Genomic DNA, 25472 nt, shown 5'->3' on the forward strand with positions numbered 1-25472 from the left:
AGTAGATGAATTGAAGCTACTACTGGATAGGCTGTTAAATCAAGGCGAGTTAGTAATTGAATGGCATCGCAAGATCAAAAATAAAGGGAATAACCATCATATTGCAGCTTAAGTGCTTATTAGCTTATGCTACAGGCATTGAGGCAGAAAACGTATTAAAGGCTGCTACTGATCCGTGGCAACAACGATGGCTATTTGTGGGTAAATCACGAATATGTGTCTTATCCAATTAGCGCCCTAGCACCAGGGTCACCAACAGATTTAGCTTGTTTTCCCGAATCATTTACTTCAATTATTGGTTACACCCCAACTACCAAAGATCGCACGCTGCTAGGGTAATTTTTGTACAACATGGGCGGCTCGATTCTACGAATTTCTAGAAAAATTCGCGGTGGGCGCTTTACTGTAGCGATCCCAAAAATCGACGCATTCACACGCTTTCAGGCTTAGGCATCAACAGCGAACGTACGGACGCTTACCAAAGCGTCACTTCTTGGGGGACTAAAAGTTACCAGTAGGGCGGCCAAAATTATTTAATTGGAACTGAACCTGCGGCGGCTCAAGTATTCCCTATTAGGTTTAGGGAATAAAGTTATTGGCACAGGACACAATTGCTCTGGTGGAACCACACCTTGGGGAACAATTATGTCCGCAGAAGAAAATTTCCAAGCCAGCACAGCCTTTTTTGTAGGGGTGCAAGAAGCGGTAAAACCAGATGGCACTCAAACGGGATACATTACCGGGACTACTGGAGCAGAATTTGGCATGGTAGGGGAAAAATACGGCTGGATGGTTGAAATTGCTCCCAATGACCCTGATTATTGCCCCCGCAAGCATACAGCTTTAGGTCGCTTCCGCCACGAGAACATTACTATGCGCGTGGAGCGAGGCAAAAAATTAGTTGCTTATATGGGTGACGATCGCCGGGGTGGGCATACTTATAAGTATGTAAGTGCGGGTAGAGTAACCGATCCTAAAGATAAAAATAACAGTGCTTTATTTGAGTCTGGAACTCTTTATGCCGCTCACTATCAACCTAATGGTACGGGTAGATGGATTCCCCTTGAACTTGACACTAAAACTAGCCCAAATATTCCCTCTAGTATTGCGGCTACAGAAATTGCTCAACTAGGTAAAGCTACTAACAACGGACTTGTACGCTTACCCATACGCAATGGAGTAGCAGGTCAAACGACCGATGGCGGTGCTTTATCTGTTACTATCAACTCCGTTGTCAATTCTAGTGGTGCAACGACCTCTTTTGGCGAGGCAGATGCTTTGCCAGACTACCGCAACAAGCGGCTATCGGACTTTTATACAACTCAAGGTGCGGGCTGCTAACTTAGTTGGAGCAACACCAACAGCACGTCCTGAAGATCTGGAAGTGCATCCTTGGACTAAAGACGTATTTATTGCTTATACAGATGGCGCACCAGGAAGCGATGGTTATCCTGATTCCAAGATTTTTGTTGTTTCCAAATATACTAGCGCTATAAATGATGCTCAACCTTCGGGAGAACTATTTAAAATTACCGAAAGCTGATTATCGCCATTCAGCACCCTGACGAAGATTGTCCATTTAGTCCCCAAGTTACTCTCAATCGCGATATTGAGATGTTGAACTTGGACGGTACTTTGTTCACTCAAAATCGTACTGTCCCGCGCGGTAGTAATTGGCCAAGTAACATTAAGGGTAATGCCTTGAGCGCACCACGTCCTTCAGTAATCGCTATTCGACGCAAACGTTCGAGAAGTCGCAACTTTGTATAATAGCTGAAAATAACTACCTTTGCGTTTTAAAAAAGCTGTTGTAGTTATTGCCCCCTAAATACTTGTTGTGAAAATGCAGGCAAGCTGTTGTTCATACTAGATAACAGCTTGCTTGTTTGACTCTATTTCTGCTTTCAAAAAAATTATTAGCTCAAACTTGTTTACAAGCACCCGTTAGGTTGGGTTGAGAGAATTTATGCAATGTCTTGTATTCCTTCTAACTTACCCGTTCCAGCGATCGCTTTGCCAATAGCATAGGCGGCAATTTCTTGGGAATTAAACCACTCAATAGCTTGCCCTGCTTGATTTGGCGGTACTAACAATACAAAACCAATTCCCATATTAAAAGTATTAAACATTGCTGCATTACTAACAGAGCCAACTTCAGCCAACCAGTTAAATATTGGTGGAATTGCCCATTTAGTACAATCTATTTGTATGGATTGATGCTCTCCTAGGCAACGAGGTAGGTTTTCTGGCAATCCTCCACCCGTAATATGAGCCATACCGTGAATTTCTAGCCCCTTAGCAAGGGCTGCAAGCACGGATTTGACGTATATCCGTGTCGGAGTAAGAAATACCTCCCCTAAGCTGCAACTACCACCAATCTCATCAATGCGATCGCTCCAGTCGTATTTACTTTCATCAACAATCTTGCGGACTAAGCTAAAACCATTACTATGCAAGCCGTCGCTGGCTAAAGCGATCGCTATATCGCCTATTTTTACGTGGGATCTGTCCAGCATCCGGCTTTTTTCGACAATGCCCACGCAAAAACCCGCCAAATCGTACTCTCCTGGTTGATAAAACCCAGGCATTTCCGCAGTTTCACCTCCTAATAAAGCGCACCCAGCCGTTTTGCATCCGTTAGTTATTCCAGTAACTACTTCAGTTAGTTGTTCGCTTTGTAACTTGCCTGTGGCTAAATAATCTAAGAAAAATAAAGGCTCTGCCCCGGTTGTTAGTACGTCGTTTACGCACATCGCCACTAAATCAATGCCTACAGTATGATGACGATTGAGAACTTGAGCTAACTTTAACTTCGTCCCTACCCCATCAGTTCCAGAAACTAAAACTGGCTCTGTGAAGCCCCCAGGTAGTTGAAAACAGCCGCTAAACCCACCCAATCCCCCAATTACTTCTGGTCTGTGGGTGCTGTGAACTAAAGTTCGTATCCGCTCTACAAACGCTCTCCCAGCTTCAACATCTACCCCTGCTTCTCGATAATCCATAAAAACGAAACTGCCTTAGTTGCGATCGCGCGTCCGCAATGTATTTTACAAGTTTTATTAATTTTTAATTTATCTAGTCATTCAATCAGTCTAAAGAGCAACGAGCAAATCATCACAGTGCCAAAATTGCCATAAGTTTTGTAAAGTTTTGTAAATATCTTGTAATTCTGAAAAAGGTCGTACAAGCTGGCAAACATTTGCCTAGTCTGCGTTTACTCCATGGTCCTCCGTCAAAAGTATAGATTAAATTTGTGTCTTTTGCCTTATATCACTGATCCCCAACCTAAAACCTTCATGTTAATCTGTTGCAGTTGTTAATCAAGAAATAAAGACATAACGAGTCCGAGTTTGGAGCCTATACATAATTGCTCAAAAGCAATATCTCCATGACTGACTTAACTGCAAACTGTCAATATAACGGATACATGAACAAACAAATTTTGTGGACGGCTACTACCCTGCTAATAACTACCTTGGCGATACCATTAGCCAGCCAAGCTCAAATAGCAAAGGTAGTTGAATCAAGAGACAGCCAACTAACATCTACTTCTAGCACCAGCGCCAAAGAATCTTTGCAGGTTGTAAAAGTTGGTGAGTACCAGTCCCCAGTAAAAAATCAAGTAGATGATGGTACGGTAATTGCTAGGATTCAACCCCATAAAGAAGCAGGCTCGAACCCTCAAGCAGCAACAATTTATATCCAAAACCTTCCAGTTTTAACATTTTTGAGTGCCAATACTGAGTTTAACAGCAAGAAAAAAGCCATTAATAACTCCCAAGTTAAAGTGGCAACCACAGAAACAAGCAAGGTTTTAAGTAAAGAAAACTCTCTAGTAAACAGCAATACTCCAGTTTGGCGGGCAACAAGAGTTGCAGCCAAGCTAAATCAAATAAACCTAGCAAGTTTGGAAGCTGGGGCGATCGCTGTAAATTGGAAAAGTAGCGATCGCTATGGTATTCAAATCAACGGCGAAGAATTAGTTGAAATCAACACCGAAACCCTATTACCCGACACTACCAAAGATCCAGCAGTAGACGCTTTGCAAGTCACCAATCGTCTACGCCGACTTTTGGGTAATGCGCCGCCCTTAAACGCCGTTACTGGGTTACCGCAACCGCAAATCGTCAAGCAAGCCAAACAAGTTGTTGCTCAAGCGGTTAAAGTAGGCTCTCATGGCATGGCTTCTTGGTACGGGCCTGGCTTTAATGGTCGCCGTAGTGCAAATGGCGAGAAATACAATCAAAATGCCTTAACCGCCGCTCATCGCAGCTTACCTTTTGGGACAAAGGTACGAGTAACCAATGTCCGAAATGGTCGCTCTGTAGTCGTGCGAATTACTGATAGAGGCCCTCACATTCGGGGAAGAATTATCGATCTTTCTGCTGGTGCTGCCCGCATAGTAGGAGTTATGCAAAGTGGTGTTGCACCAGTAAGACTTGAAATATTGGGTAGATAAGGCAACTAAAGGATGAATTGCTTGATAGCGCGGTTGCACTAAACTACGTCAACGCGCGCTAACAACTTCTACTCATCCTTTATCCTTAACAACGCGATAAACTAACGGGTGAGAAAAAAATTCTGAGGAAATTTGGGTGCGCCTGTTTACAACAGTTGCAGCTTTGCGTTGCTACTTAAGTCTATTGCAAGCAAAAAATCACTCGTTGGTCAAACCATCGAGAGAAATAAATAGTCCCTTTGGTTCCATTGGTTTAGTGCCAACGATGGGAGCATTGCACGCCGGGCATTTAAGCTTGATTGCGCGGGCGAGATCCGAAAATGACTTAGTAATTGTCAGTATTTTTGTTAATCCTCTGCAATTTGCCCCAACTGAAGATTATCAACGTTATCCCCGGACTTTGGATAGCGATCGCGATTTGTGTCAGCAAGCAGGAGTAGATGTAATTTTTGCGCCGACAGCTGAGGAGTTGGGAGCCGGAGAGCAAGGCAGGCAGGGGGAACAATTACTTTTGGCTCGCACTCAAGTTTTGCCTCCTGAAACTATGACCTCAGTTTTGTGTGGAAAAAGTAGACCGGGACACTTTCAGGGGGTAGCGACAATTGTTACTCAGCTATTTAACTTAGCTCAACCAAATAAAGCTTATTTTGGGCAGAAAGACGCTCAACAAGTGGCGATTATTCGACGGCTAGTGAGAGATTTAAGTTTTCCGATAGAAATTGTTACTTGTCCTACGGTAAGAGACGCATCAGGACTAGCCAAAAGTTCCCGTAATCAATATTTAACTTTAGAGCAAAAAGAACAAGCCGCAGTCTTGTATCGCAGCTTACAGAAAGCTAAAGGTGCTTTTGATGATGGAGAACGCCATAGTGAAACATTGAAAGTTATTGTAAAGAAAGAATTGGCGATAGTTAAAGCTGTGGTTGTCGAATATATTGAATTAGTAGAACCTAATACTTTGATGCCGTTAGAGAAAATTGAAGACGGGGGATTGCTGGTGATCGCCTGTCGTGTTGGAGAAACGCGGTTAATTGATAATTTAGTTTTAAAAGCGCGCCAGCCAATTGTGGCGATTGATGGTCCGGCGGGTGCGGGTAAATCCACGGTGGCGAGGCAAGTAGCGGCGGCTTTGGGCTTGGTTTATCTCGATACGGGGGCGATGTATCGAGCGTTAACTTGGCTAGTTTTGCAGTCATCAATAGGAATTGATGACTATAGTGCGATCGCCGAATTAGTTAGTAAATGCTCTATTCAACTTACGAACAGTACCCAACTCGATAATCCGGTAAGAGTTTGGATTAATGGCGAAGAAGTCACTAGCGCCATTCGCAGCCTAGAAGTTACAGCTAATGTGAGCGCGATCGCTTCTCAAAGTGCGGTACGCCAGGCATTGCTACAACAACAGCAGCAGTGGGGAATTAAAGGTGGCTTGGTAGCTGAAGGGAGAGATATTGGTACTCATGTTTTCCCTGATGCGGAACTAAAAATATTTTTAACAGCATCCGTTCAAGAACGAGCGCGTCGCCGTCAGCAAGACTTTTACCAACAAGGACAACTTGAGATTACGGTAGAACAGCTTGCACAAAACATCGCCGCGCGCGATCGCGCTGATAGCACTCGCGAACTTGCACCACTCCAAAAAGCCATTGATGCTATTGAAATTTGTACTGATGGTTTGAGTATCACTCAAGTCTCAGATAAAATTGTCTCCCTGTATCACAAGCATCAGCTTTAAGCAAGTAAATAATACTAAACTTAGGCAAAAGGTAATTGCCTACTTACCTAAGCTGGCAAATTTTACTGAAAGCTAAGTTGAGGTAATAATTGCGCTAAAACGTCGATTGGAGCAGCGATTGGGAGCTTTGACCTTAAAAATAAACTATTAACATTTATTTCAGTAGTAGATTATTAGTGAATCTATCAAAGAGTAAGCTTAATATAGGTTCTAAAGCTTGCAAATAGCTCTGTGCTTGGAAAGAGCTTACTAAAGGATTTTTTGACAATGGCATTTGAACTTTCGCCTTTACCTTACAATTACGACGCTTTAGACCCGTACATTGACGCTCAGACGATGCAACTGCATCACGACTTGCACCACCAGGCTTATGTAAATAACCTGAATGCAGCCGTAGAAAAATATCCCGAACTGCAATCAAAAAGCCCAGAAGAATTGATTAAGGATATGAATAGTTTGCCCCAAGACATTACTGGCGCAGTCCGCAATAATGGCGGCGGTCATGTAAACCACACTATGTTTTGGCAAATTATGGCTCCAAACGCGGGGGGAGAGCCAACTGGAGCTATTGCTCAAGCAATTAGCGAAAACTTTGGTGACTTTGAAAGCTTCAAGCAGAAGTTCAACGACGCGGGAACAAAGCAATTTGGTAGCGGCTGGGTCTGGCTCGTCCGTACTAACGACGGCAAAATAGAGATTACAAGTTCGCCTAACCAAGATAACCCCATGTCTTCTGGACACTTCCCAATTATGGGTAATGACGTGTGGGAACACGCCTATTATCTTAAATACCAAAACCGCCGCGCAGAGTACCTCAAGCAGTGGTGGAATGTAGTGAATTGGGATGAAGTTAATAATAGATTGGCAATGTCTAGCCGCTAGTAATAGCTGCAATAATTAGAGATAACAGCCATGCGATCGCATGGCTGTTTTTTTTGCAAATAACATTACTATCAAGGAAGTGGAACCTTTAAGAAATAGAGGTATAAAAAGTTGACTTCAAGTAGCATCAATGACCGTGCCATTGTTATTGGTGGTAGTATTGCCGGGCTATTGAGCGCCCGCGTGCTTGCAGACCGCTTTGCCTCAGTGACGATTGTTGAAACCGACCAATTACCCGACTTGCCAAGCACTCGGATAGGCGTACCGCAATCTGTTCAGCCTCATATTCTGTTTACAAAAGGCTACAGAATTTTAGGAGAACTATTCCCCGACATTGAAGAAAAATTAAGGGCGGGAGGAGCTTTATCTGTAGATTGGACGAGAGAGTTTCATCATTTTAGTCGGATGGGATGGAATGCAACTTCTCAATTCTCCTCCGATCTGGTCTCAGTTAGTTGTTCGCGCCCGTTATTAGAGTGGTCAATCAGGCAGCAGTTGGCTAATTATACCAACGTACATTTTGTAGACGGGCATCGGGTTACAGGGCTACTTTTACACCCTTGGGAGCCACGTATTACTGGAGTATCATTGTGTTCAATTGATAACACACAACAATTAGCAGCTTCCTTGGTTGTGGATGCTAGTGGTCGCCGTTCTCAAGCACCCAATTGGTTACGCGAATGTGGCTTTACTCCCCCGCCAGAAACTATTATTAATCCTTTTTTGGGCTATGCAACCCGCCGTTATAAACAACCAGAAGGTTTTAAATCGGACTGGAAAGTTATGTTAATTTCTCAGTCGCCGCCAAAAGGTACGAGATTAGGCTATTTGGCAAAAATTGAGGGTGGAGAGTGGATTGCAACATTAGGGGGGTACGGGAGAGACTTTCCACCAATAAGCGATCGCGGTTTTTTAGATTTTGCCCGTAGTCTGCCTAGTTTGGAGTTTTACGAAGCAATTAAAGATGCTGAACCCACATCGCGCATTTATGCTCATCGCGCTACTAATAATAGATTGCGCCATTATGAAAAAATAAAGTTACCTCCAGGCTTTGTCTGCTTGGGTGATGCGGTTTGTGCTTTATGTCCTGTTTACGGACAAGGAATGACCGTTAGTGCGATTTCTGTAACAATTTTGCGAGACTGGCTAAATCAAAACCAATTTTTGGGCGACTTCACACCAGCGCGGTTTCAAAAAAAGTTAGCTAAAAGCAATTCTCTTTCTTGGATGTTAGCAACGGGGCAAGATTTGCGTTTTGCAACTACTCAAGGAGGAGACAAACCGCTAAAATCCGGTGGATTTATCCAGGCTTATACCGATAAGCTGCTAAAACTGACAAATTCCGATCCAAATATGAATGCTCTACTGATGGAAGTAGCTCATTTACTCAAGTCTCCTCTGGCACTTTATCATCCTCAAATCGTGTTTCAAGTCTTAACAAAGGGGGTTTCATGAATAGTGAAGAATTAGCGCAGTATATAGAAGCAACAGACAGTATTTCTAAGCCTTGGCTCTTGGTGCAATTACGTTTAAAAAAACTTCAAGAGACAAGAGCAAATATTTCGGTAGATGAATATGCGCAAAAGCTTGCAGATATTCACCAAGACTTGATGAATTTAGGACAGTGGTGGATAGGAATCGAGGCAGCAGAATTTGGTACGCCAAACTTAGATAATTAGTTAAACTCCCAATCGTCATATTATTTATCGTCTTACAAGCAAATAAAACTATGCCTAGAGCCAAAAAAACTCCTACGGAAATTAATCTCAACGATCCGCAATATTACTTTAACCGCGAATTAAGTTGGTTAGAGTTTAATCATCGGGTACTCCAGGAAGCTTGTAATAAAAACTCACCTTTACTAGAACGATTGAAGTTTTTGGCAATCTTTAGCTCAAACTTAGACGAATTTTTTATGGTGCGTGTAGCTGCTTTGAAGCAGCAGGTAGAAGCAAAAGTAAGCAAATTAAGCCCTGATGGATCAACCGCTCAAGAACAGTTAGAAGCTATCAGTCAACGCCTCCGCCCTTTAGTTGCCAAACAACACCAATATTTTGAAAAAGTAGTTAGACCGCTATTAACCAGTGCAAGTATTCATATTCTCGACTATATAGACCTCAACCAAGAACAGCGTAGCTACTTACAAACCTATTTCGAGCAGCAGATTTTTCCAGTCTTAACGCCCTTGGCTGTAGATCCAGGACATCCCTTTCCTCACATTTCCAATCTCAGCTTGAATTTAGCAGTAGTTGTCAAAAACCCAGAAACCGATGAGGAATTATTTGCTAGGGTAAAAGTACCTAGAGTATTACCACGATTTTTGCCCTTACCAGAAGAACTTAGCTTTACGCCCAAAGGACAACCAGCAAAGTGGGCGGGCGTACCTTTAGAGCAAGCGATCGCTCACAATCTTGAATCGCTATTTCCGGGCATGAATATTCAAGAATACTATCCGTTCCGCATTACCCGCGATAGTGGGTTGGATTTAGAGGAAGATGAAGCGGACGATCTCCTAGAAGCTATCGAGCAAGAACTCCGCAAGCGGCGTGTAGGTGGGTCTACAGTCCGTTTGGAAATTCAAGCCCAAACTCCCGAATCCGTCCGCCGTCGGCTGATGCGAGAACTAGAGGTGGGAGAGAGCGATGTTTATGAAACTGATGGTTTGCTGGGCTTGGGGAGTTTAATGTCCTTTTTAGCGCTGCCAATGCCAGAACTTAAAGATACGCCCTGGAAGTCCGTATTGCCGCCGCGCTTGCAAAGATTAGGATCTTTTAATTCCCCGGTCGCAGAATCTGATACTGACTTTTTTGCTGCTATCCGCGAACAAGATTTGTTGGTACATCATCCTTATCATTCTTTTTCTTCTACCGTACTACGGTTTATTAATGATGCCTCCCGCGACCCAGATGTGCTGGCAATTAAAATGACGTTGTACCGTACTTCGGGCGATTCACCTATTGTCAATGCTTTAATTGCGGCGGCGGAAAATGGCAAGCAAGTGGCGGTACTTGTAGAATTAAAAGCCCGGTTTGATGAAGAAAATAATATTTATTGGGCGCGGCGGTTGGAAAGTGCGGGAGTTCATGTAGTTTACGGACTAACCGGACTCAAAACCCACTCTAAAATAGTAATGGTAGTACGCCAAGAAGGCGATCGCATTCGTCGTTACGCTCATATCGGTACGGGTAACTACAACCCCAAAACGGCGAGACTATATACAGATTTGGGCTTATTTACCTGCCGGGAAGATTTGGCGGCGGATTTGACGGATTTATTTAATTACCTTACAGGTTACTCCAGGCAACGTTCTTATCGCCAATTATTGGTTGCGCCAGTGAATATGCGCGATCGCACTGTTGCTTTAATTCGCCGAGAAATGGAGCAGACCCAAACCACTAATATTCCAGGACGGATTGTTGCCAAAATGAACTCTCTTGTCGATCCGCAAATTATCGCTACACTTTACGAAGCTTCTCGCGCTGGGGTGCAAATTGACTTAATCGTGCGCGGTATGTGTTCTTTGCGTCCTCAAGCTCCGGGAATTAGTGAAAATATCCGGGTTATTAGTATAGTTGGGCGCTTTTTAGAACACTCCCGCATTTATTATTTCCACAATCAAGGTAAGGAAGAAATTTATATTGGTAGCGCCGATTGGATGTCGCGAAATTTAGACCGCCGAGTAGAAGCAATTACGCCCGTCCAAGATCCAAATTTAGCTAAAGAGTTAGAGGAAATCCTTGGCATTTCCTTGGCGGATAACTGTCAAGCTTGGGAATTGCAGTCTGATGGCAGTTATAAAAAGCGTGGCAATACTTTAAGCGCAGAAGATGCGGCGGCTTATCCTCAAACTAACTCGCAAAAAATATTTATGCAGATGGCACTCCAATCGGCGGGTTGAGTCCAGCACAAACATCGAGCAAACTTAGATAGTGGCTTTAATCTAAGCAAAAAATTTCTTTTTTTGCCGATTTAAGCTGTTTAAAGTTGTTAGCAGTTTTATAAGAGTCGATAGCTTTTAATTCCTCCACTCCATCCTGAATATCTGCCTTTCTAGCGATTAACAAACCTATTGGCTATGTTAGGTTTTTAGTAAAAGTGTGTGAGGAAAAAATATGGTTGCCAAGGGAAAATTTGGGTTGAATTTATTAGTTGCAATGCCACTTGCTGCGGGCATTGCTATTGTCAGCACAAGCTTATCTACAGTTCAATCTCAAACTATAAACAATAGTTTAGAAGCATCAGCCCAGCTACCAAGTGAAATAGCTCAGTTTTCTGTTAGCAGTACGCCAATTCCTGCGGAGGCTTTTTTAGCTGCTTCCCGACAGGAAACAACTGTCGCTGAACCCGCTAATTTTGCCGCAGTAATAGACACTCCTCAACCAATCTCTGAAACTATTGTTGCTCACCCAGAGGGTTTAGATAGTATCAATCCTGGAGCGCAAAAGGCAATTAATACACCGTTTCCAGGGACAACTACTACCAATGCTAGTGTTTTGAGCGCGTCGCCTGTTATTGACCAATCTGTAGTTCAAACTAACTCGCCGGAAGTCGCTCAACTCCCGATCGATCCAGGTAGTAGAACCCGTGGTGGATCTAGTTATGTGGGGATAGGAGCCAATGTTGGCTTGAGTGGCAATACGGCGCTTGGTGATGGAAATTTTATGATTATTAGTAAAATTGGACTGACACGTGCTTTGGCACTTCGTCCCGGCGTAGTTTTAGGTGATGATGCGATATTCCTTCTGCCCCTAACTTACGAGTTTTCTATTCGCCGTGCAGAGGCTTTACAAGAAGCTTTACGGATAGCACCTTACATTGGTGGTGGCGTAACGATCGCTACTGGTGAAGGTGATGACATTGGTTTATTACTAACTGGCGGCGTAGATATTCCTGTAAGCAGTCAGTTTACGGCGAATGCTGCCCTTAATGTTGGCATTGCTGACGAAACCGATATTGGACTATCGGTGGGAATTGGTTATAACTTTGGCGGATTTGGACTTTAAAAGATTTATCTGTCCTTTGCTAGTGACTTTAGCTATCAGCCTGGGGTTTGAACCCCAGGTTGACTAAAAGGGTAAGTCAAGCATTTTTAGCTCTTATAAGAGATCTAGACAATTATTGCGGACTAACTTGACTTGTAACAGAGAGCTTGCCATCGTCAGTTACAGTCCAGACATCGTAAACTCCCAATACGTCACCGTTTTCATCGATATCTACATTACCACTAGCTCCCTGATAATTAATATCTTGACCAGATTTCAACAACTTCAACCCTTCACAAACATCAGATACTTCGGTTCCGGGAGCATTAGCAACTTCACGAATCTTGCTTTGAATACCTGCTCCTGTATTCGCTTTCGCAGCTTCAGCCGCTAAGGTCAATAGAGCCGCCGCATCCCAAGAGTGGGGTACGTACTCTCCGGGTGGTTGGTTTTTTTTAGCTTGCCAAAGCGTATTAAGTGCTTGTAAAGCTTTACCATCAGCACCGGGTACGGTTCCTAGTGCGCCGCTAACTATAAATTTTCCATCGCTAGATTTGCCAACTTTTGCCGGAAAACCTACAGATTTTACGCCATCAGTGAGCATAACTTGTATTCCTTGGCTTACTCCTTGCTGGTAAGCAGACTTGAGTAGCAAGCTCCCGGTTTCTTCGTAAAGTACAGCAATTACTGCATCAGGTTTGTTAGCAAAAGCTGCCGCCGCTTCGGTGTCAAAAGTAGTTGCTTTAGGATCGTAACGAGTGGGTTTGGCTTCGTTCACTATCGTGCCACCTAGTTTTTTAAAGGCACTGACAAAAGCTCTTTCAAATCCAACGCCATAGTCATTATTAATGACTACTGTAGAAACTCGCTTAAAACCTTTTTCCTTTGCTAATTGCGCTAAAGCTAAAGCTTGATAAGTATCTGGGGGTGCAGTCCGCGCCCAATATCCGTTAAATTCACCTTTTTTGGCTCGTTCGGTGAATACAGGGCTAGTGCTGCCCGGAGAGACTAAGACAACTTTATTGCGTGCTGCTACGCCAATTGCTGCACCAGAAACGCTACTAGCGTAAGAACCGACTACACCTGCCACCCGATCGACTTCGGCAAGCTTGGTCATCGCAGTAGTGCCAGCTACGGGGTCAGTTTGATCGTCTTGGGAAATTAAAGTAACGTTTTGCCCATTTACCCCACCACAAGCATTGACTTGCTCTACCAGTAGAGGTACAGCTCCTGCCATTTGCTGTCCGATAGTGGCTAAGTCGCCCGTTAGTGGCAGTAGAGAGCCAATTTTTAGCCCATCATTATTAGTTGCTGGAGCGGAGTTAGTGCTGTCTCCACTGGGAGTTGTAGGTTGACAACCTGTTGCTATTAGTCCACTTGCTACGGCTAAAGCGATCGCAAATTTATTAATCATAGAAATAATTGACTCCTTCACTGCTATAAACTCGATTCATTTCACAATTTGTAAATGAATTTGATTTTAGAGCAAAAGAGCCAAAACATTGTTCGTAAAACGGAGAAGGAGGGATTCGAACCCTCGGTACGGAGTTACCTGCCGTACAACAGATTAGCAATCTGTCGCTTTCGACCACTCAGCCACCTCTCCACTAATGAGGCAATGACTAGCATATCAGACCTGATGACAATATGCAAGTCTAAAAATCAAAGTTGCTAGAATTTCCGTTGCCATATAGGCGCTCAAATTACTTGACTGCGCAACCAAGCTACAGGCAAATAACGCATCTTTTTCAATCCTGACACGTAAGCCCGCTTTTTGAATACATCGTAATCGTTGCGTTCAATTTCTAGCAAAATTTGACTGTAAAGCATCAAAGAGGCAAGCACTGGCCAGCGTGCGTCGGGTGCTAGGTAGCCAATTCCTTTTTCTGCTTGACGATAATATTCCTGGGTGCGGCGAATTTGAAAGCGCATTAGTTCTCGCCACCGCTCGTCAATTACACCTTTAAACAAATCTTGCTCTGTATAGTCAAAGCTTGCTAATTCTGCCAGAGGCAAATAAATTCGTCCCCGCCTAGCATCTTCGCCCACATCGCGCAAAATATTTGTCAGTTGATTGGCAATTCCTAAAGTAACCGCCTCAGAAGTTGGGTCGTGGATCTGTTGCTGGCTCCAAGCAGCAGTATTGCGGTAATTATCTATCCCCATTACTGTTGTTGACATTAAACCCACTGTCCCGGCGACCCGATAACAGTACAAGTTTAATTCTTCAAAGGTTTCGTAACGACTGCGATACAGATCCATTTGCTGTCCTGCAATCATATCTCGAAACGGTTGAATATCTAGCCCGAAGCGTTGAATAGCATCGACTAGAGCCACATCTGGGTCTTCAATTGGCTGGAGAGCAAACAGCGATTCTAACTGTTTTTCCCATAATTCCAGAGTTTCCGGAGTGGTAAATTCTGCCGCCGGTCCGTCAACTAATTCGTCTGTCCGGCGACACCAAACATATATTGCCCAAATAGCTCGGCGCTTCTGCTCGTTCATTAGCAGCGTGCCGAGGTAAAAAGTTTTGGAATACTTTGCCGTAATTTGGCGGCAAAGTTCGTAGGCATCCTCTACAGAGACTAATTTCCTCATGCACGGGGATTCAGGCAGTTGCAGCATTCGTTGCAGTCTGGAGTGGCGTTTGCAATGGTTCGGACAAAGTTGTTTCAAGTAGTGCAGAGGCGATCGCCTGCGCTGTTAGCTTACCAGAAAATACGGCTCCTTCCATACTCGCTAAGTAGCGTTGCATGGTGTAGTCTCCCGTTAAGAAGAAATTTTTAATCGGGCTTGTTTGAGAAGGGCGATACTGTTGACGACCGGGAGTTGCTTTATAAACTGAGCGTGGGGTTTTGACTACGTGATATTTCAGCAGTCTTGCTTGGTCGTCGCCGCTAAAATGATCGGGAAATAATTTAGCAAGTTCGCTTGTAGTCGCGGCAATAATTTCTTCGTCAGACTTGCTAATCCAATCTTTGGCAGGAGCTAGAACTAACTCCAACATCGACTTATTGGGGTTGGCGTACTCGCGGCAAGTATTGCTCATATCAGCGTAGACGTTAAGTAAAGGCGATCGCGAAAATAATAAGTGATCGATGTCCGTTAGCTTGCGGTCAAACCACATATGTACGTTAATTACGGGTACGCCTTCTAATCCGTCCAGTTTTTGAAAATACTCTATCTGTCGCCAAGGCTCTGGGAGCAGTAGTTTTAGCGGATCTACAGGTATTGCTGAAACGTACAAGTCTGCTGTCAAAACTTCTTCGGCGGCTCCCTTCCCTCCCCGTAACAAAAAGCCTTTAACGGAGCCATCGGGGTTGAGCATAATCTCTTTGAGCGGTGCGTTTAATCGGACTTCGCCGCCGCCATTGGTAATATGGTCTACAAGGGGTTGGCACAGTCTTTCTGTGGGCGAACCATCCAAAAACGCCATTTTTGAGCCATTTTTTTCTTGGAGGAAGCGATTGAGAGCTGTTAGCAAAATCGTTGCCGAAATTTCATCTGGTCCGATGAAATTAAGCGATTTGCTCATGGCAATAAATACTTCTTTATTTACTCTTTCGGGAATATTGTGCTTTTGCAACCACTCTGTCCAAGAATACTTGTCCATTGCCTCAACGTATTTTTGCCCTTGAATCATTGCTGGAACTAACCCAATACCAAAGCGGATTTTTTCGTTCCACGTCAGCATATCGTTGTTGCCTAAGATTGCTGCTATCCCATTGATCGGTGCAGGCAAATCGGGAAAATCAAAACGGCTATAAGTGCCTGGTGCATCTGGCTGATTGAAAATCATTGAGTGTTCTTTCCACTGCAACCGATCTTCTATGTCGAGTTCTTTAAATAATTGCAACATATTTGGGTAAGCCCCAAAGAAAATGTGCAGCCCGGTTTCGTACCAGTCGCCGTCTGCATCTTTCCATGCTGCCACTTTACCGCCCAGTACGTCCCGGCTTTCCAAGACTATTGGCGTGTGACCTGCGTCTGTAAGATATTTGGCACAAGACAGCCCTGCTAGACCCGCCCCGGCGATCGCTACTCGCATATATATTTTTTTATTTGTGAGGATTATTAATGTTTCTGGGTTTAATTATACTTTGCATTCCGTTACACTTTGCACTAAAACGAGCAACATTTCAGAATAATCGCCTAAAAGATCGGGATTTGCGTCCCCCAAATAGCTAATTTTCTTATCCTTTGACTCCGCTACCAGCTTCCGTTGGCACAATATAGCGCTGTAAAAATAAAAATAGTCCCAAGACAGGGGCAACAGAAATCACCGATCCTGCCGCAATTAGTCGCCAATCTAAAGAAAACGTCCCGGCTAATTTGTTTACGCCCAAGGGCAAAGTGTACAACTGGGGACTTTCTATAACTATTAGGGGCCACAAAAAATCGCTCCAAGAGCCAATAAATACAAAAATTGCCAAAGTCATCAGAGCAGGACGAATGGCTGGCAGCATAATATGCCACCATAAGCCTAATTCTGAGCAACCATCTATTCTTGCTGCTTCTTCCATTTCTTTGGGAACTGCCGCAAAAGCTTGTCGCAGTAAAAATATACCGAAGGCAGAAGCGATCGCTGGAAAAATAATCCCAATATAAGTATTTCTAAGCTCTAGCTGTACGGTGAGTATGTACAACGGAATCATCACAATTTGAAACGGAATCATAATCGTGGAAATAATCAAGCTAAAAATTACTTCTTTGCCTTTAAAATTTAACCTTGCCAGGGGGTAAGCGGCTAAAGCGCAAAATAGTAAATTTAATCCTACACTCAGAATGGCGATCACGCTGCTGTTAAATAAGTACGTTCCGAAAGGATTAGTTTGCCAAACTCGGACATAGTTATTCAATGTCGGCTGACTAGGCAACAACTGCGGTGGAAATTGAAATATATCTTCCGTGGGCGACTTTAACGATGTACTCACAAGCCATAGCAACGGAAATAGCATTAATAAAGCGATCGCTCCTAACAATCCATAAGTGATAGCGTTTGCTTGCCATTGTTTATATTGAAAATTTGTGTTTTTTGCTGCCATTCCTTCTCCTACCTATTAATAAAAACTATTTTTAACTCTTAGTAGCAAAACTTATTTTCTAGCTCTTAATTTTAAGCAAATAAACGTTAGTTAATTTTCCCAAAATTCTTGACTTATATACTTTGAATGCCATATTATAGTAATTGTATTTGTCTGACTAAATGCTTGCTAAAGGTAGGTAGTTGGAGCGCAAAGGACAATTGTCCTTTGCGCGGCTTAAATTAAATTAGTTCAGCATAATAATTTTTTTTTCTGTGCAAATACACCTCAGTTTTCGATCCCAAGAGTTAATTGGTAATTGGGGTAAAAAGGCAAAATCAAATACAACTCCTATCGTAGGTTTATCTGCCCATAAGGGCGAACTAAGAGTGCGATCGTAATAGCCACCCCCATAGCCTAAACGATAGCCTTGCTCGTCACAAGCAACGGCTGGAACAATAATTAAGTCTACATCTTCCGGTCGTAAAAGGGGTGCCACGGGTAGCGGTTCCAAAATGCCATAAGAGTTAGCTTGTAGCGGTTGGTTTAATGCCCAGCTATGCCAAATTAACGATTTATCTACGCAGCGAGAAAATCCCCAAGTACGTTCGATAGTAAACAAACAACTTAAGTCTGGTTCCCGCCGAAAACTGAAATAAGCACCAATAGTTTTAGCTTTATCAAAAAGAGCTAAGGACTGCAACAAGTCACAAATAAGATTACTTTTTTCCTGCCATTGAGACGGCGAAAGCTGTTGACGGTGTTGTAAAAGTAATCGTCTTAATTGATTTTTACTTAAGGAGGGATTAATAGTAATAATGCTTTACCGTAGCTGGTCGTAGAAGTACGTCAATAAAACGCACCTCTACAGTTTTTAAGTTGAGTGCTGGCGATACCAAGCGATCGTATTACTTAGCCCTTGCTTAAAATCTACTTGAGCCGTAAAGTTAAAAGCCTGTTTCGCTCTTTCGGTATCCAAACAACGACGCGGTTGACCGTTGGGCTTGTCAGTTTGATAAACAATTTCTCCCTCAAACTCCATCAGTTCGCAAATTAGACTAATTAAGTCACGGATAGAAATCTCGTAACCCGTTCCCAAATTGACAGGTTCCGCCTCATTATAGGCAACTGCCGCCATGACAATTCCTCGCGCCGCATCTTCCGAGTAAAGAAATTCACGAGTAGGGCTGCCATCACCCCAAACGGGAAGTTGTTTATCTCCCCGTTGCTGTGCCTCGTGAACTTTACGAATTAGGGCTGGAATTACATGAGAACTATCAGGATTAAAATTATCTTCCGGTCCGTACAAATTTACAGGCAATAGATAAATGCCATTAAAGTTGTACTGCTGCCGATAAGCCTGGAGTTGAACCAGCAGAGCTTTTTTAGCGACTCCGTAAGGAGCGTTAGTTTCCTCTGGGTAGCCATTCCAGAGATCGTCTTCTTTGAAGGGTACAGGAGTAAATTTTGGATAAGCGCAGATTGTACCTACACAAACAAACTTCTCAATTCCTGCTTGATAGGCACAGTGAATTAATTGCGCGCCCATAATTAAGTTGTCGTAAAATAATTCACCAGGCTTAACTTGATTTAAACCAATACCGCCGACGTGAGCCGCTAGGTGAACTACAACGTCTTGATGGTCAACGACGCGCTGACAGTTTTCTAAAACGCGCAAGTCGCTATCGTGGGATCTAGCTACCGTAATTTTATTTTTGTCTGCCCCAGCAACGCCCAGTTGAGCAACTACTTGGCGACCCAAAAATCCAGCCCCACCAGTAACAAGAATCCGTTTGTCTTTTAAATCTAAAACGGTCATGATTTTATTGCTTCTATATAAATTAAAATTGGTTGCCGACCTGTTGCCGAGTTGTCGCTATATCTCCAAGGGCTTGAATTCCGTTACTATTGGCTGAAACATGACCCAAAGCTTGCAAATCTGCTTCTACCATGATTGCGACTAATTGCTTGAAAGTAACAGTAGGTTCCCAGCCTAATTTTTGCTTTGCTTTACTCGGATCGCCAATTAATAGTTCTACTTCCGCAGGTCGCAAGTAGCGCTCGTCAAATTCAACGTATTCGTGCCAATCAAGATTGACGTAACTAAAAGCTAGATCGAGAAATTCTTGAACGCTATGGGTTTCCCCTGTAGCAATTACATAGTCATCGGGTTGGTCTTGCTGCAACATCAACCACATTGCTTTAACATAGTCTTTGGCATAACCCCAATCGCGTTTAGCGTCGAGGTTGCCTAGGTAAGTTTTTTTCTGCTTTCCCGTTACAATTCGAGCGATCGCTCTAGTAATTTTGCGCGTGACAAAGGTTTCGCCTCTGCGGGGAGATTCGTGGTTAAATAAAATACCGTTACAGGCAAATAAATCGTAAGATTCTCGATAATTTATGGTTTGCCAGTGGGCATAAACTTTGGCGCAGGCGTAAGGGCTGCGGGGATAAAAGGGTGTAGTTTCTTTTTGTGGGACTTCTTGAACCAAACCATACATCTCTGAAGAACCTGCTTGATAAAACCGGACTTCAATACCCGTACGCTGTTGATAATCCCTGATTGCTTCCAATAAACGCAGCGTTCCCATGCCCACGGCATCTACGGTATATTCTGGCGAATCAAAGCTGACTCGGACGTGAGACTGAGCGCCTAAGTTATAAATTTCTGTAGGTTTAACTTCTTCTAAAATTCTTCTTAAAGTCGTGCCGTCGGTTAAGTCGCCGTAGTGTAAAAATAACCGCGCGCCCTCTTTATGAGGATCTTCGTACATATGATCGATGCGATCGGTATTAAATGTTGAAGTGCGGCGAATAATTCCGTGAACTTCATAGCCTTTCTCTAGTAAAAGTTCAGCCAAATAAGAACCATCTTGCCCAGTAATTCCTGTAATCAGCGCTCGCTTGCTTTTGCTCATAACTATTTATGCCTTTTGGCTCGTTTCAAATAAATACTCATCTGCTACAAGTTAACAGATGAATGAGATTTTTCCAATAATTGGTATTAAATATGTTCGTTCGCTTGCTTGACCAACATAATTTATATTTACTATTACTCTTAAAAAACTTCTTTTGAGGTTGAATAAAAATTATTTTATAGCTAAGCAATAGTAAACTTAGCTTCTAGAAATTGCTTTTGAAAATTACCAATTTCGACTTGCTAATTAGACAATAGTTTTTTATTAATTAAGTAAGGTTCGATCTGTATTTTAGAGAATCGAACCTCCACAGCAATATTGGGTTAGTAAGCACCATTATTTTTGGGGACAACTACAACTCCAATTGTTTTAATAATTATCCATATATCCAACCAAAAGCTATGATTTTTGGCATAGTAAAGGTCGATTTGAATACGGCGGCTGTAGGGAATGTCATTACGTCCCGATACTTGCCATAACCCAGTTATACCAGGCTTTATTGTTAAAACCTGGTCAATATAGCAACCATACTTATGCAGTTCTTCTATTACTAAAGGGCGCGGTCCTACTACGCTCATATCTCCTTTTAGGACATTCCAAAACTGCGGAAACTCATCAAGGCTAGTCAATCTTAAAAATCTACCAATTTTAGTAATGCGTGGGTCTTCTTTTAGCTTGAAGTTGTTTTCAAACTCCCGTCGCAGTATCGGAGAATCCATTAAATCTAACAACACTTCATCTGCATTACTAACCATAGTGCGAAACTTGATGCAAGTAAAAAGCTGATAATTTTTACCAACTCGTTTTTGTAGATAAAAAACTGGACCTTTTGAACTTACAGCAATCACAGAAATTAGCAGTAAGTACAATGGGGAAAATACAATCAAAACCAAAAGTGAAAATACAATATCGAATAGTCGCTTGGTAAACTCTCGGTTTAAGCGCAATAACAGGTAAAGATTTTTAAACAATCTCCGTCCTGAAAGCAGCGATCCAGTTTTCGACTCTACTCCGCTAGTAGCTACGCGAACTATAGAAGCTGCTCTAAAGTTCCACTTGCTACCCTGTTGAACTGAACCGCGATCGCCTTTTACGAACGCCCTTAATCGCTTGCCAAAGAGGAGTGAATGGGCAGTCATCATACTCCTTAACACAATCCACACCACACATAGTCCCGATCTTAAAGCCAGATGACCATAAATAAAGCAATTCAATCTAAATCATCGTGGATAACCTTAAAAAAATAGTCTTTACTGGAGCTAGAAAACGAGGAACGCCTAGGTAAAAATTGATTTCTACCTCCTTTCTTCAAATTCAGAGCAGAGGGCATAACCCATAGGTTTAATTTTTACCTCAAATAAAAATATCTAGAATTAACCTCTATGCCTCTCAAGACTAAATTGCTGCCAAGAATTTTCGACAAAATCTAGATAGCGCTTTTGGAAAATTGTAGGTGCAAACTGACTAGCATGAGCGTAGATTGTCTCAGCATTAAAACTTTTGGCACGCTCCTCAAAGGTCTCTACGGCTTCTACTAAGGCGGTTACGGTTTGCGCCCCAAAAAATAAACCCGTACCATTTTTTGGGTGTTGAAAGATATCTACGACGGTTTCTAACGCGCCGCCAGCGCCATAAGCAATTACTGGCGTTCCACAAGCTTGCGCCTCAACTACAGCGATACCAAAGTCTTCATAGGCTGCGTAAATAAATGCTTTTGCTTGAGACATATATTTTTCTACTACTTCGTTGGGTTGCGCTCCTAAAATCTGGATATTTGGTTGAGCTAATTTTCGGATCGTTTCAAGTTCTGCTCCTTCACCAATTACAACTAATGGGCACTGTAGCTGATTGAAAGCTCTGACTATCAAAGCTACTTGTTTGTAACTTACTAATCTCGAAACAGTAACGTAAAAATCTTGTTTGGCGCTCAAAAACGGAAAACGCTCAATATTTACTGGTGGGTAAATTACTGCTGCTGGACGGCGGTAGCAGCGCCAAATCCGCCGCGCGGTGTGCTGAGAGTTAGCAATAAAGTAATCTACTCGATTAGCTGTAATTACATCCCATTGACGCAGTCGATGTAGCAAATACCTAGTAAAAAATCCTGGCACACCTTGCCCCATTTTGCTGCTACGGAGATAGTCAAAAGTTAATTCCCAAGCAAAGCGCATGGGAGTATGACAGTAGCAAACGTGCATTTGGGTAGGGCTAGTGAGGATGCCTTTAGCAACGGTGTGGGCGGAGGAGAGAATAATGTCATAACTTTGCAAGTCTAGCTGTTCAATTGCGAACGGCAATAATGGTAAGTATTTTTGTACTCCGTTTTGACTACCAGGAAAGTGCTGGAGAAACGTTGTGCCAATTGAACGCCCAAACAAATAACTTTCGGGATTAGTTGATTCAAAATCAATTAAGGCATACAAGTCAGCCTCAAGGCTATGAAGAATCGCCTGAACTACAAGTTCAGAGCCACCCGTAGCTTTGGGTGTCAACCATTCATGAACGAGGGCATATTTCACTAGAGTAAACGTTAGGTTGAGTGCGTATCTATTAAACTGGTTTTTGAATGCGATCGCCTTAAACTGATACCCTCGATCTTGGCATTTAGGATTTTATTGTATATGCGAATTTTAATTATTGGCGGTACTCGATTTATTGGCGTGTCCCTGACCAAGCTTTTAGTAGCTCAAGGTCATGAAGTAGTATTGTTCAATCGTGGCAATCATCCCGCCCCAGTTGCAGGCATAGAACAAATTATTGGCGATCGCTCTGTAGCCGACGATCTTACTCAAAAGCTATCTTCCCAACATTTTGATGCCATTTTTGACAACAATGGTCGAGAACAGTCTGACACTCAACCTTTAGCTGAACTATTTGCTGGCAAGGTACGGCATTTTGTTTATATGAGTTCGGCAGGTGTGTATCTACCAGCAATGGAATTACCCCACAAGGAGGGGGATGGGGTAGATCCAAAAAGTCGTCACAAAGGCAAGCACGAAACCGAGGCTTATTTGAGTAAGCTTGGTATTCCTTTTACGTCTATTCGCCCTACCTATATTTACGGTCCGCAAAATTACAATCAGCTGGAAAGTTGGTTTTTTGACCGTCTAGTGCGCGATCGCCCCATTCCCATTCCTGGTAATGGTTTATACATTACTCAACTCGGTCATGTGGCAGACTTAGCTGCTGCTATGGCTCAAGTATTGGGCTGTGATCGCGCGATTGGGCAAATTTACAATGTTTCAGGCGATCGCTATGTTACTTTCGATAATTTAGCTCGTGCTTGCGCCGTAGCTGTAGGAAAATCGCCAGAAAAAGTCCAAATTGTCCACTATGACCCAAAAAACTTTGATTTTGGCAAGCGCAAGGCTTTTCCTTTCCGTAATCAGCATTTCTTCGCTGCGATAGATAAGGCTACTCGCGAATTAAATTGGCGACCAAAATACGACTTAGTTTCTGGATTAAAAGATTCTTTTCACAATGATTATCTCGCTACTGGCAAAGAACGAGCAGAGGTGGATTTTTCTGTAGATGAGCAAATATTAGCTTGATAACTTGCTAGGACGTATCATCTACGTCCTAGGTATCAATTTGCCTGCGATCGCGCCCTAGGCGGTAGTACGTAAATCAACCCAGAAATCAAAGTCATAGCAACAGAAAACCAAAAAGTAACTTGGGCAACAATTGCCCAGTTTTCTGGCAATGGTGCAATCAATAGAGCGATCGCAGCTATTTGACTGGTAGTTTTGAGCTTACCCCAAACATTCGCTCCCACAACGGCAGTAGCTCCGGTCAAACCTGGGGTAATGCGCCATCCAGCAATGCTCAATTCTCGTGCCAAGATTAAAAACACGCCCCAAGCTGGCACTTCTCCCAATTGGATTAAGGCTAATAATGGGCTAAGTACAAGTAATTTATCTACTAACGGATCGAGAAATTTACCTAGCTCAGTCACCTGGTTTAATTTTCTTGCCAAGTAACCATCCAGCCAATCTGTTGCCGCCGCAATCAAAAAAATTATCATGCTAAAAATGCGAGTTTCTACGGTCGGCGATCCCAGGCAATAAAGTAAAATTGGCAAAGCAAGGAGCCGAGATAAGGTAATCCAATTAGGTAAATTCATAATTTAGACCTTAGCCTTAGCGAGAGGAAATAGTAATTTGAAATACCATAATTTTTGAACACATAGTCTAAGATATTAACCAATTCAAGCTGAACCTCTGCTGATTTGTAATTTGAGTGTCTAACTTTTAGATGTTTTTAATCCAAACTGGCAAACCTTAGACAATTTACGAGGTCGCCTACGTACCTCGATATATTTACCTAAAATTTTTAGTTGTCTAAGCTACCTAAGTGTAAGTTCTGAAGAAATCTCTTTACATAAGCTTTACAAAACCGAAAGATCCCAGTAATCTTAGTGAAGATTCTGCAAGGCTAGGTCAAAACCCTATCCGTCTCCTCCGATGAGAGTTTATATTCAGAGTAACCTTACGTAATTCTACGGTTCCTTTATTGCAGGTCAGTTATGACGATGTATCAAGCACCGTTCCCCACCGCATTCAACGAGACATTATCCAAATCGGCGGAACAACAAATCTCTGCACACCGATCGGCAACATCAGTGTTTAAACGCTTTTTGGACATTATCGGTAGTTTGGTTGGGATATCAATTCTAGCGCTAGTATACGTTCCAGTGGCGATCGCTATCAAGCTAGATAGCCCAGGTCCAGTAATGTATAGTCAAGAGCGCTACGGACTTCAAGGGCGCACGTTCAAAATTCGCAAGTTCCGCTCTATGGTCGTAAATGCTGATGCCCTAAAAGACCAAGTAGAAAATGAAGCTTCAGGTTTGATCTTCAAAAATAAAAAAGACCCGCGCGTTACGCGAGTAGGTCGCCTTCTCCGCAGCACTAGCCTAGACGAACTTCCTCAGTTTTGGAATGTCTTGGTAGGCGAAATGAGCTTAGTAGGAACCCGCCCACCTACGGGCGATGAAGTTGCTCTGTACAACGATCGCCACTGGAAGCGTTTGAAAGTAAAGCCCGGTTTAACTGGCGAATGGCAAGTAAGCGGTCGTTCTAGCATTAAAGATTTTGAAGAAATTGTTAACCTAGATTTGCGCTATCAAAGTCAATGGCATCCTTTGTATGACGTATTTGTAATCTTAAAAACAATATATGTCTTAGTTGCCAGAGTTGGGGCGTTTTAATCGCTGTGTAGTTTGTAGAACCAGGTAGGCTGGAAGATGAAGGTAGAGAAATTTAATACAACTCTAATCCTTCATTCTTCGCACTTACTTTTGAGCTTTACTAAAAAAGCAGACGGCTTCTCCTCACACTTTAAAAGGTAGTGCGTCAGATTATTGTGGGATAGGTCACGATATCATTCCAAGTCCATGGTCGAGAGGTTAATCCTGCTCGTTGTGCGGCAGTGGACTTGAACCGACTATGCTGCCAAATCCAATTGAAGTAA

Annotated in this window: 20 protein-coding genes, 1 tRNA gene and 2 pseudogenes; 10 read left to right on the plus strand and 13 right to left on the minus strand. The window is 42.9% G+C overall.

The window, feature by feature from the left end; genetic code table 11:
- Positions 1–183: 183 nt before the first annotated feature.
- Positions 184–1770: pseudogene (locus AC2VE5_RS16440) on the plus strand (PhoX family protein); the annotation flags it as partial.
- A 194-nt stretch (positions 1771–1964) separates the two neighbouring features.
- Here AC2VE5_RS16440 and purM read toward each other — a convergent pair.
- On the minus strand, positions 1965–3002 hold the full coding sequence (gene purM, locus AC2VE5_RS16445) for a phosphoribosylformylglycinamidine cyclo-ligase (protein WP_486888807.1): 1038 nt from the start codon (positions 3000–3002) through the stop codon (positions 1965–1967).
- Positions 3003–3427: 425 nt separating this feature from the next.
- On the opposite strand from purM, the gene AC2VE5_RS16450 reads away from it, so the two are divergent.
- The 7 genes from AC2VE5_RS16450 (at position 3428) to AC2VE5_RS16480 (ending at position 12079) form a co-directional block, all read left to right on the plus strand.
- Positions 3428–4459 (plus strand): septal ring lytic transglycosylase RlpA family protein, encoded by a 1032-nt coding sequence (locus tag AC2VE5_RS16450; protein ID WP_486888808.1) that lies wholly within the window; start codon positions 3428–3430, stop codon positions 4457–4459.
- 136 nt (positions 4460–4595) lie between these two features.
- Positions 4596–6194: a bifunctional pantoate--beta-alanine ligase/(d)CMP kinase gene (locus tag AC2VE5_RS16455; RefSeq protein ID WP_486888809.1), complete on the plus strand. Its 1599-nt coding sequence runs from the start codon at positions 4596–4598 to the stop codon at positions 6192–6194.
- 267 nt (positions 6195–6461) lie between these two features.
- Positions 6462–7076, plus strand: coding sequence for a superoxide dismutase (locus AC2VE5_RS16460; protein WP_486888810.1), 615 nt, complete (start codon positions 6462–6464; stop codon positions 7074–7076).
- A gap of 111 nt (positions 7077–7187) precedes the next feature.
- A complete protein-coding gene (locus tag AC2VE5_RS16465) occupies positions 7188–8531 on the plus strand; it encodes an FAD-dependent oxidoreductase (protein ID WP_486888811.1) in 1344 nt (447 codons plus the stop codon).
- On the plus strand, positions 8528–8755 hold the full coding sequence (locus AC2VE5_RS16470) for a hypothetical protein (protein WP_486888812.1): 228 nt from the start codon (positions 8528–8530) through the stop codon (positions 8753–8755). The genes AC2VE5_RS16465 and AC2VE5_RS16470 overlap by 4 nt, the downstream gene beginning before the upstream one ends.
- Positions 8756–8805: 50 nt before the next feature.
- Positions 8806–10974, plus strand: coding sequence for a polyphosphate kinase 1 (gene ppk1, locus AC2VE5_RS16475; RefSeq protein WP_486888813.1), 2169 nt, complete (start codon positions 8806–8808; stop codon positions 10972–10974).
- 214 nt (positions 10975–11188) lie between these two features.
- Entirely contained in the window at positions 11189–12079 is an 891-nt protein-coding gene (locus tag AC2VE5_RS16480) for a hypothetical protein (RefSeq protein ID WP_486888814.1), read from the plus strand.
- A 112-nt stretch (positions 12080–12191) separates the two neighbouring features.
- Here the strand turns inward: AC2VE5_RS16480 and AC2VE5_RS16485 are convergent, their stop codons facing one another.
- The 10 genes from AC2VE5_RS16485 to AC2VE5_RS16530 form a co-directional block, all read right to left on the minus strand.
- A complete protein-coding gene (locus tag AC2VE5_RS16485; protein ID WP_486888815.1) occupies positions 12192–13472 on the minus strand; it encodes an ABC transporter substrate-binding protein in 1281 nt (426 codons plus the stop codon).
- A 100-nt stretch (positions 13473–13572) separates the two neighbouring features.
- A tRNA-Ser gene (locus AC2VE5_RS16490) sits at positions 13573–13664 on the minus strand.
- A gap of 92 nt (positions 13665–13756) precedes the next feature.
- Positions 13757–14683 (minus strand): 15-cis-phytoene synthase CrtB, encoded by a 927-nt coding sequence (crtB, locus tag AC2VE5_RS16495; protein ID WP_486888816.1) that lies wholly within the window; start codon positions 14681–14683, stop codon positions 13757–13759.
- On the minus strand, positions 14667–16106 hold the full coding sequence (pds, locus tag AC2VE5_RS16500; RefSeq protein WP_486888817.1) for a 15-cis-phytoene desaturase: 1440 nt from the start codon (positions 16104–16106) through the stop codon (positions 14667–14669). Before pds ends, crtB begins: the two co-directional genes overlap by 17 nt.
- A gap of 145 nt (positions 16107–16251) precedes the next feature.
- Complete coding sequence (locus AC2VE5_RS16505; protein WP_486888818.1) at positions 16252–17103, minus strand: carbohydrate ABC transporter permease; 852 nt, start codon at positions 17101–17103, stop codon at positions 16252–16254.
- A gap of 226 nt (positions 17104–17329) precedes the next feature.
- On the minus strand, positions 17330–17893 hold the full coding sequence (locus tag AC2VE5_RS16510; RefSeq protein ID WP_486888824.1) for a 5-formyltetrahydrofolate cyclo-ligase: 564 nt from the start codon (positions 17891–17893) through the stop codon (positions 17330–17332).
- 63 nt (positions 17894–17956) lie between these two features.
- Positions 17957–18901, minus strand: a complete 945-nt coding sequence (locus AC2VE5_RS16515) for a GDP-L-fucose synthase family protein (RefSeq protein WP_486888819.1) — start codon at positions 18899–18901, stop codon at positions 17957–17959.
- Between the two features lie 22 nt (positions 18902–18923).
- Positions 18924–20000, minus strand: coding sequence for a GDP-mannose 4,6-dehydratase (gmd, locus tag AC2VE5_RS16520; RefSeq protein ID WP_486888820.1), 1077 nt, complete (start codon positions 19998–20000; stop codon positions 18924–18926).
- A gap of 323 nt (positions 20001–20323) precedes the next feature.
- Complete coding sequence (locus tag AC2VE5_RS16525; RefSeq protein WP_486888825.1) at positions 20324–21139, minus strand: undecaprenyl-phosphate galactose phosphotransferase family protein; 816 nt, start codon at positions 21137–21139, stop codon at positions 20324–20326.
- 234 nt (positions 21140–21373) lie between these two features.
- Positions 21374–22519 carry a glycosyltransferase gene (locus AC2VE5_RS16530; protein WP_486888821.1) on the minus strand — a complete coding sequence of 382 codons (1146 nt, stop codon included), beginning with the start codon at positions 22517–22519 and terminating at the stop codon, positions 21374–21376.
- A 102-nt stretch (positions 22520–22621) separates the two neighbouring features.
- On the opposite strand from AC2VE5_RS16530, the gene AC2VE5_RS16535 reads away from it, so the two are divergent.
- Complete coding sequence (locus tag AC2VE5_RS16535) at positions 22622–23551, plus strand: NAD-dependent epimerase/dehydratase family protein (RefSeq protein WP_486888822.1); 930 nt, start codon at positions 22622–22624, stop codon at positions 23549–23551.
- Between the two features lie 35 nt (positions 23552–23586).
- Here AC2VE5_RS16535 and pgsA read toward each other — a convergent pair whose 3' ends face one another.
- Entirely contained in the window at positions 23587–24123 is a 537-nt protein-coding gene (gene pgsA, locus AC2VE5_RS16540) for a CDP-diacylglycerol--glycerol-3-phosphate 3-phosphatidyltransferase (RefSeq protein ID WP_486888823.1), read from the minus strand.
- Positions 24124–24531: 408 nt separating this feature from the next.
- On the opposite strand from pgsA, the gene AC2VE5_RS16545 reads away from it, so the two are divergent.
- On the plus strand, positions 24532–25209 hold the full coding sequence (locus AC2VE5_RS16545) for a sugar transferase (protein WP_486888826.1): 678 nt from the start codon (positions 24532–24534) through the stop codon (positions 25207–25209).
- 145 nt (positions 25210–25354) lie between these two features.
- Here AC2VE5_RS16545 and AC2VE5_RS16550 read toward each other — a convergent pair.
- Positions 25355–25472 (minus strand): annotated as a pseudogene (locus AC2VE5_RS16550) (IS1 family transposase); the annotation flags it as partial.

The sequence above is a fragment of the Aliterella sp. E5.1 genome, from assembly GCF_057473825.1.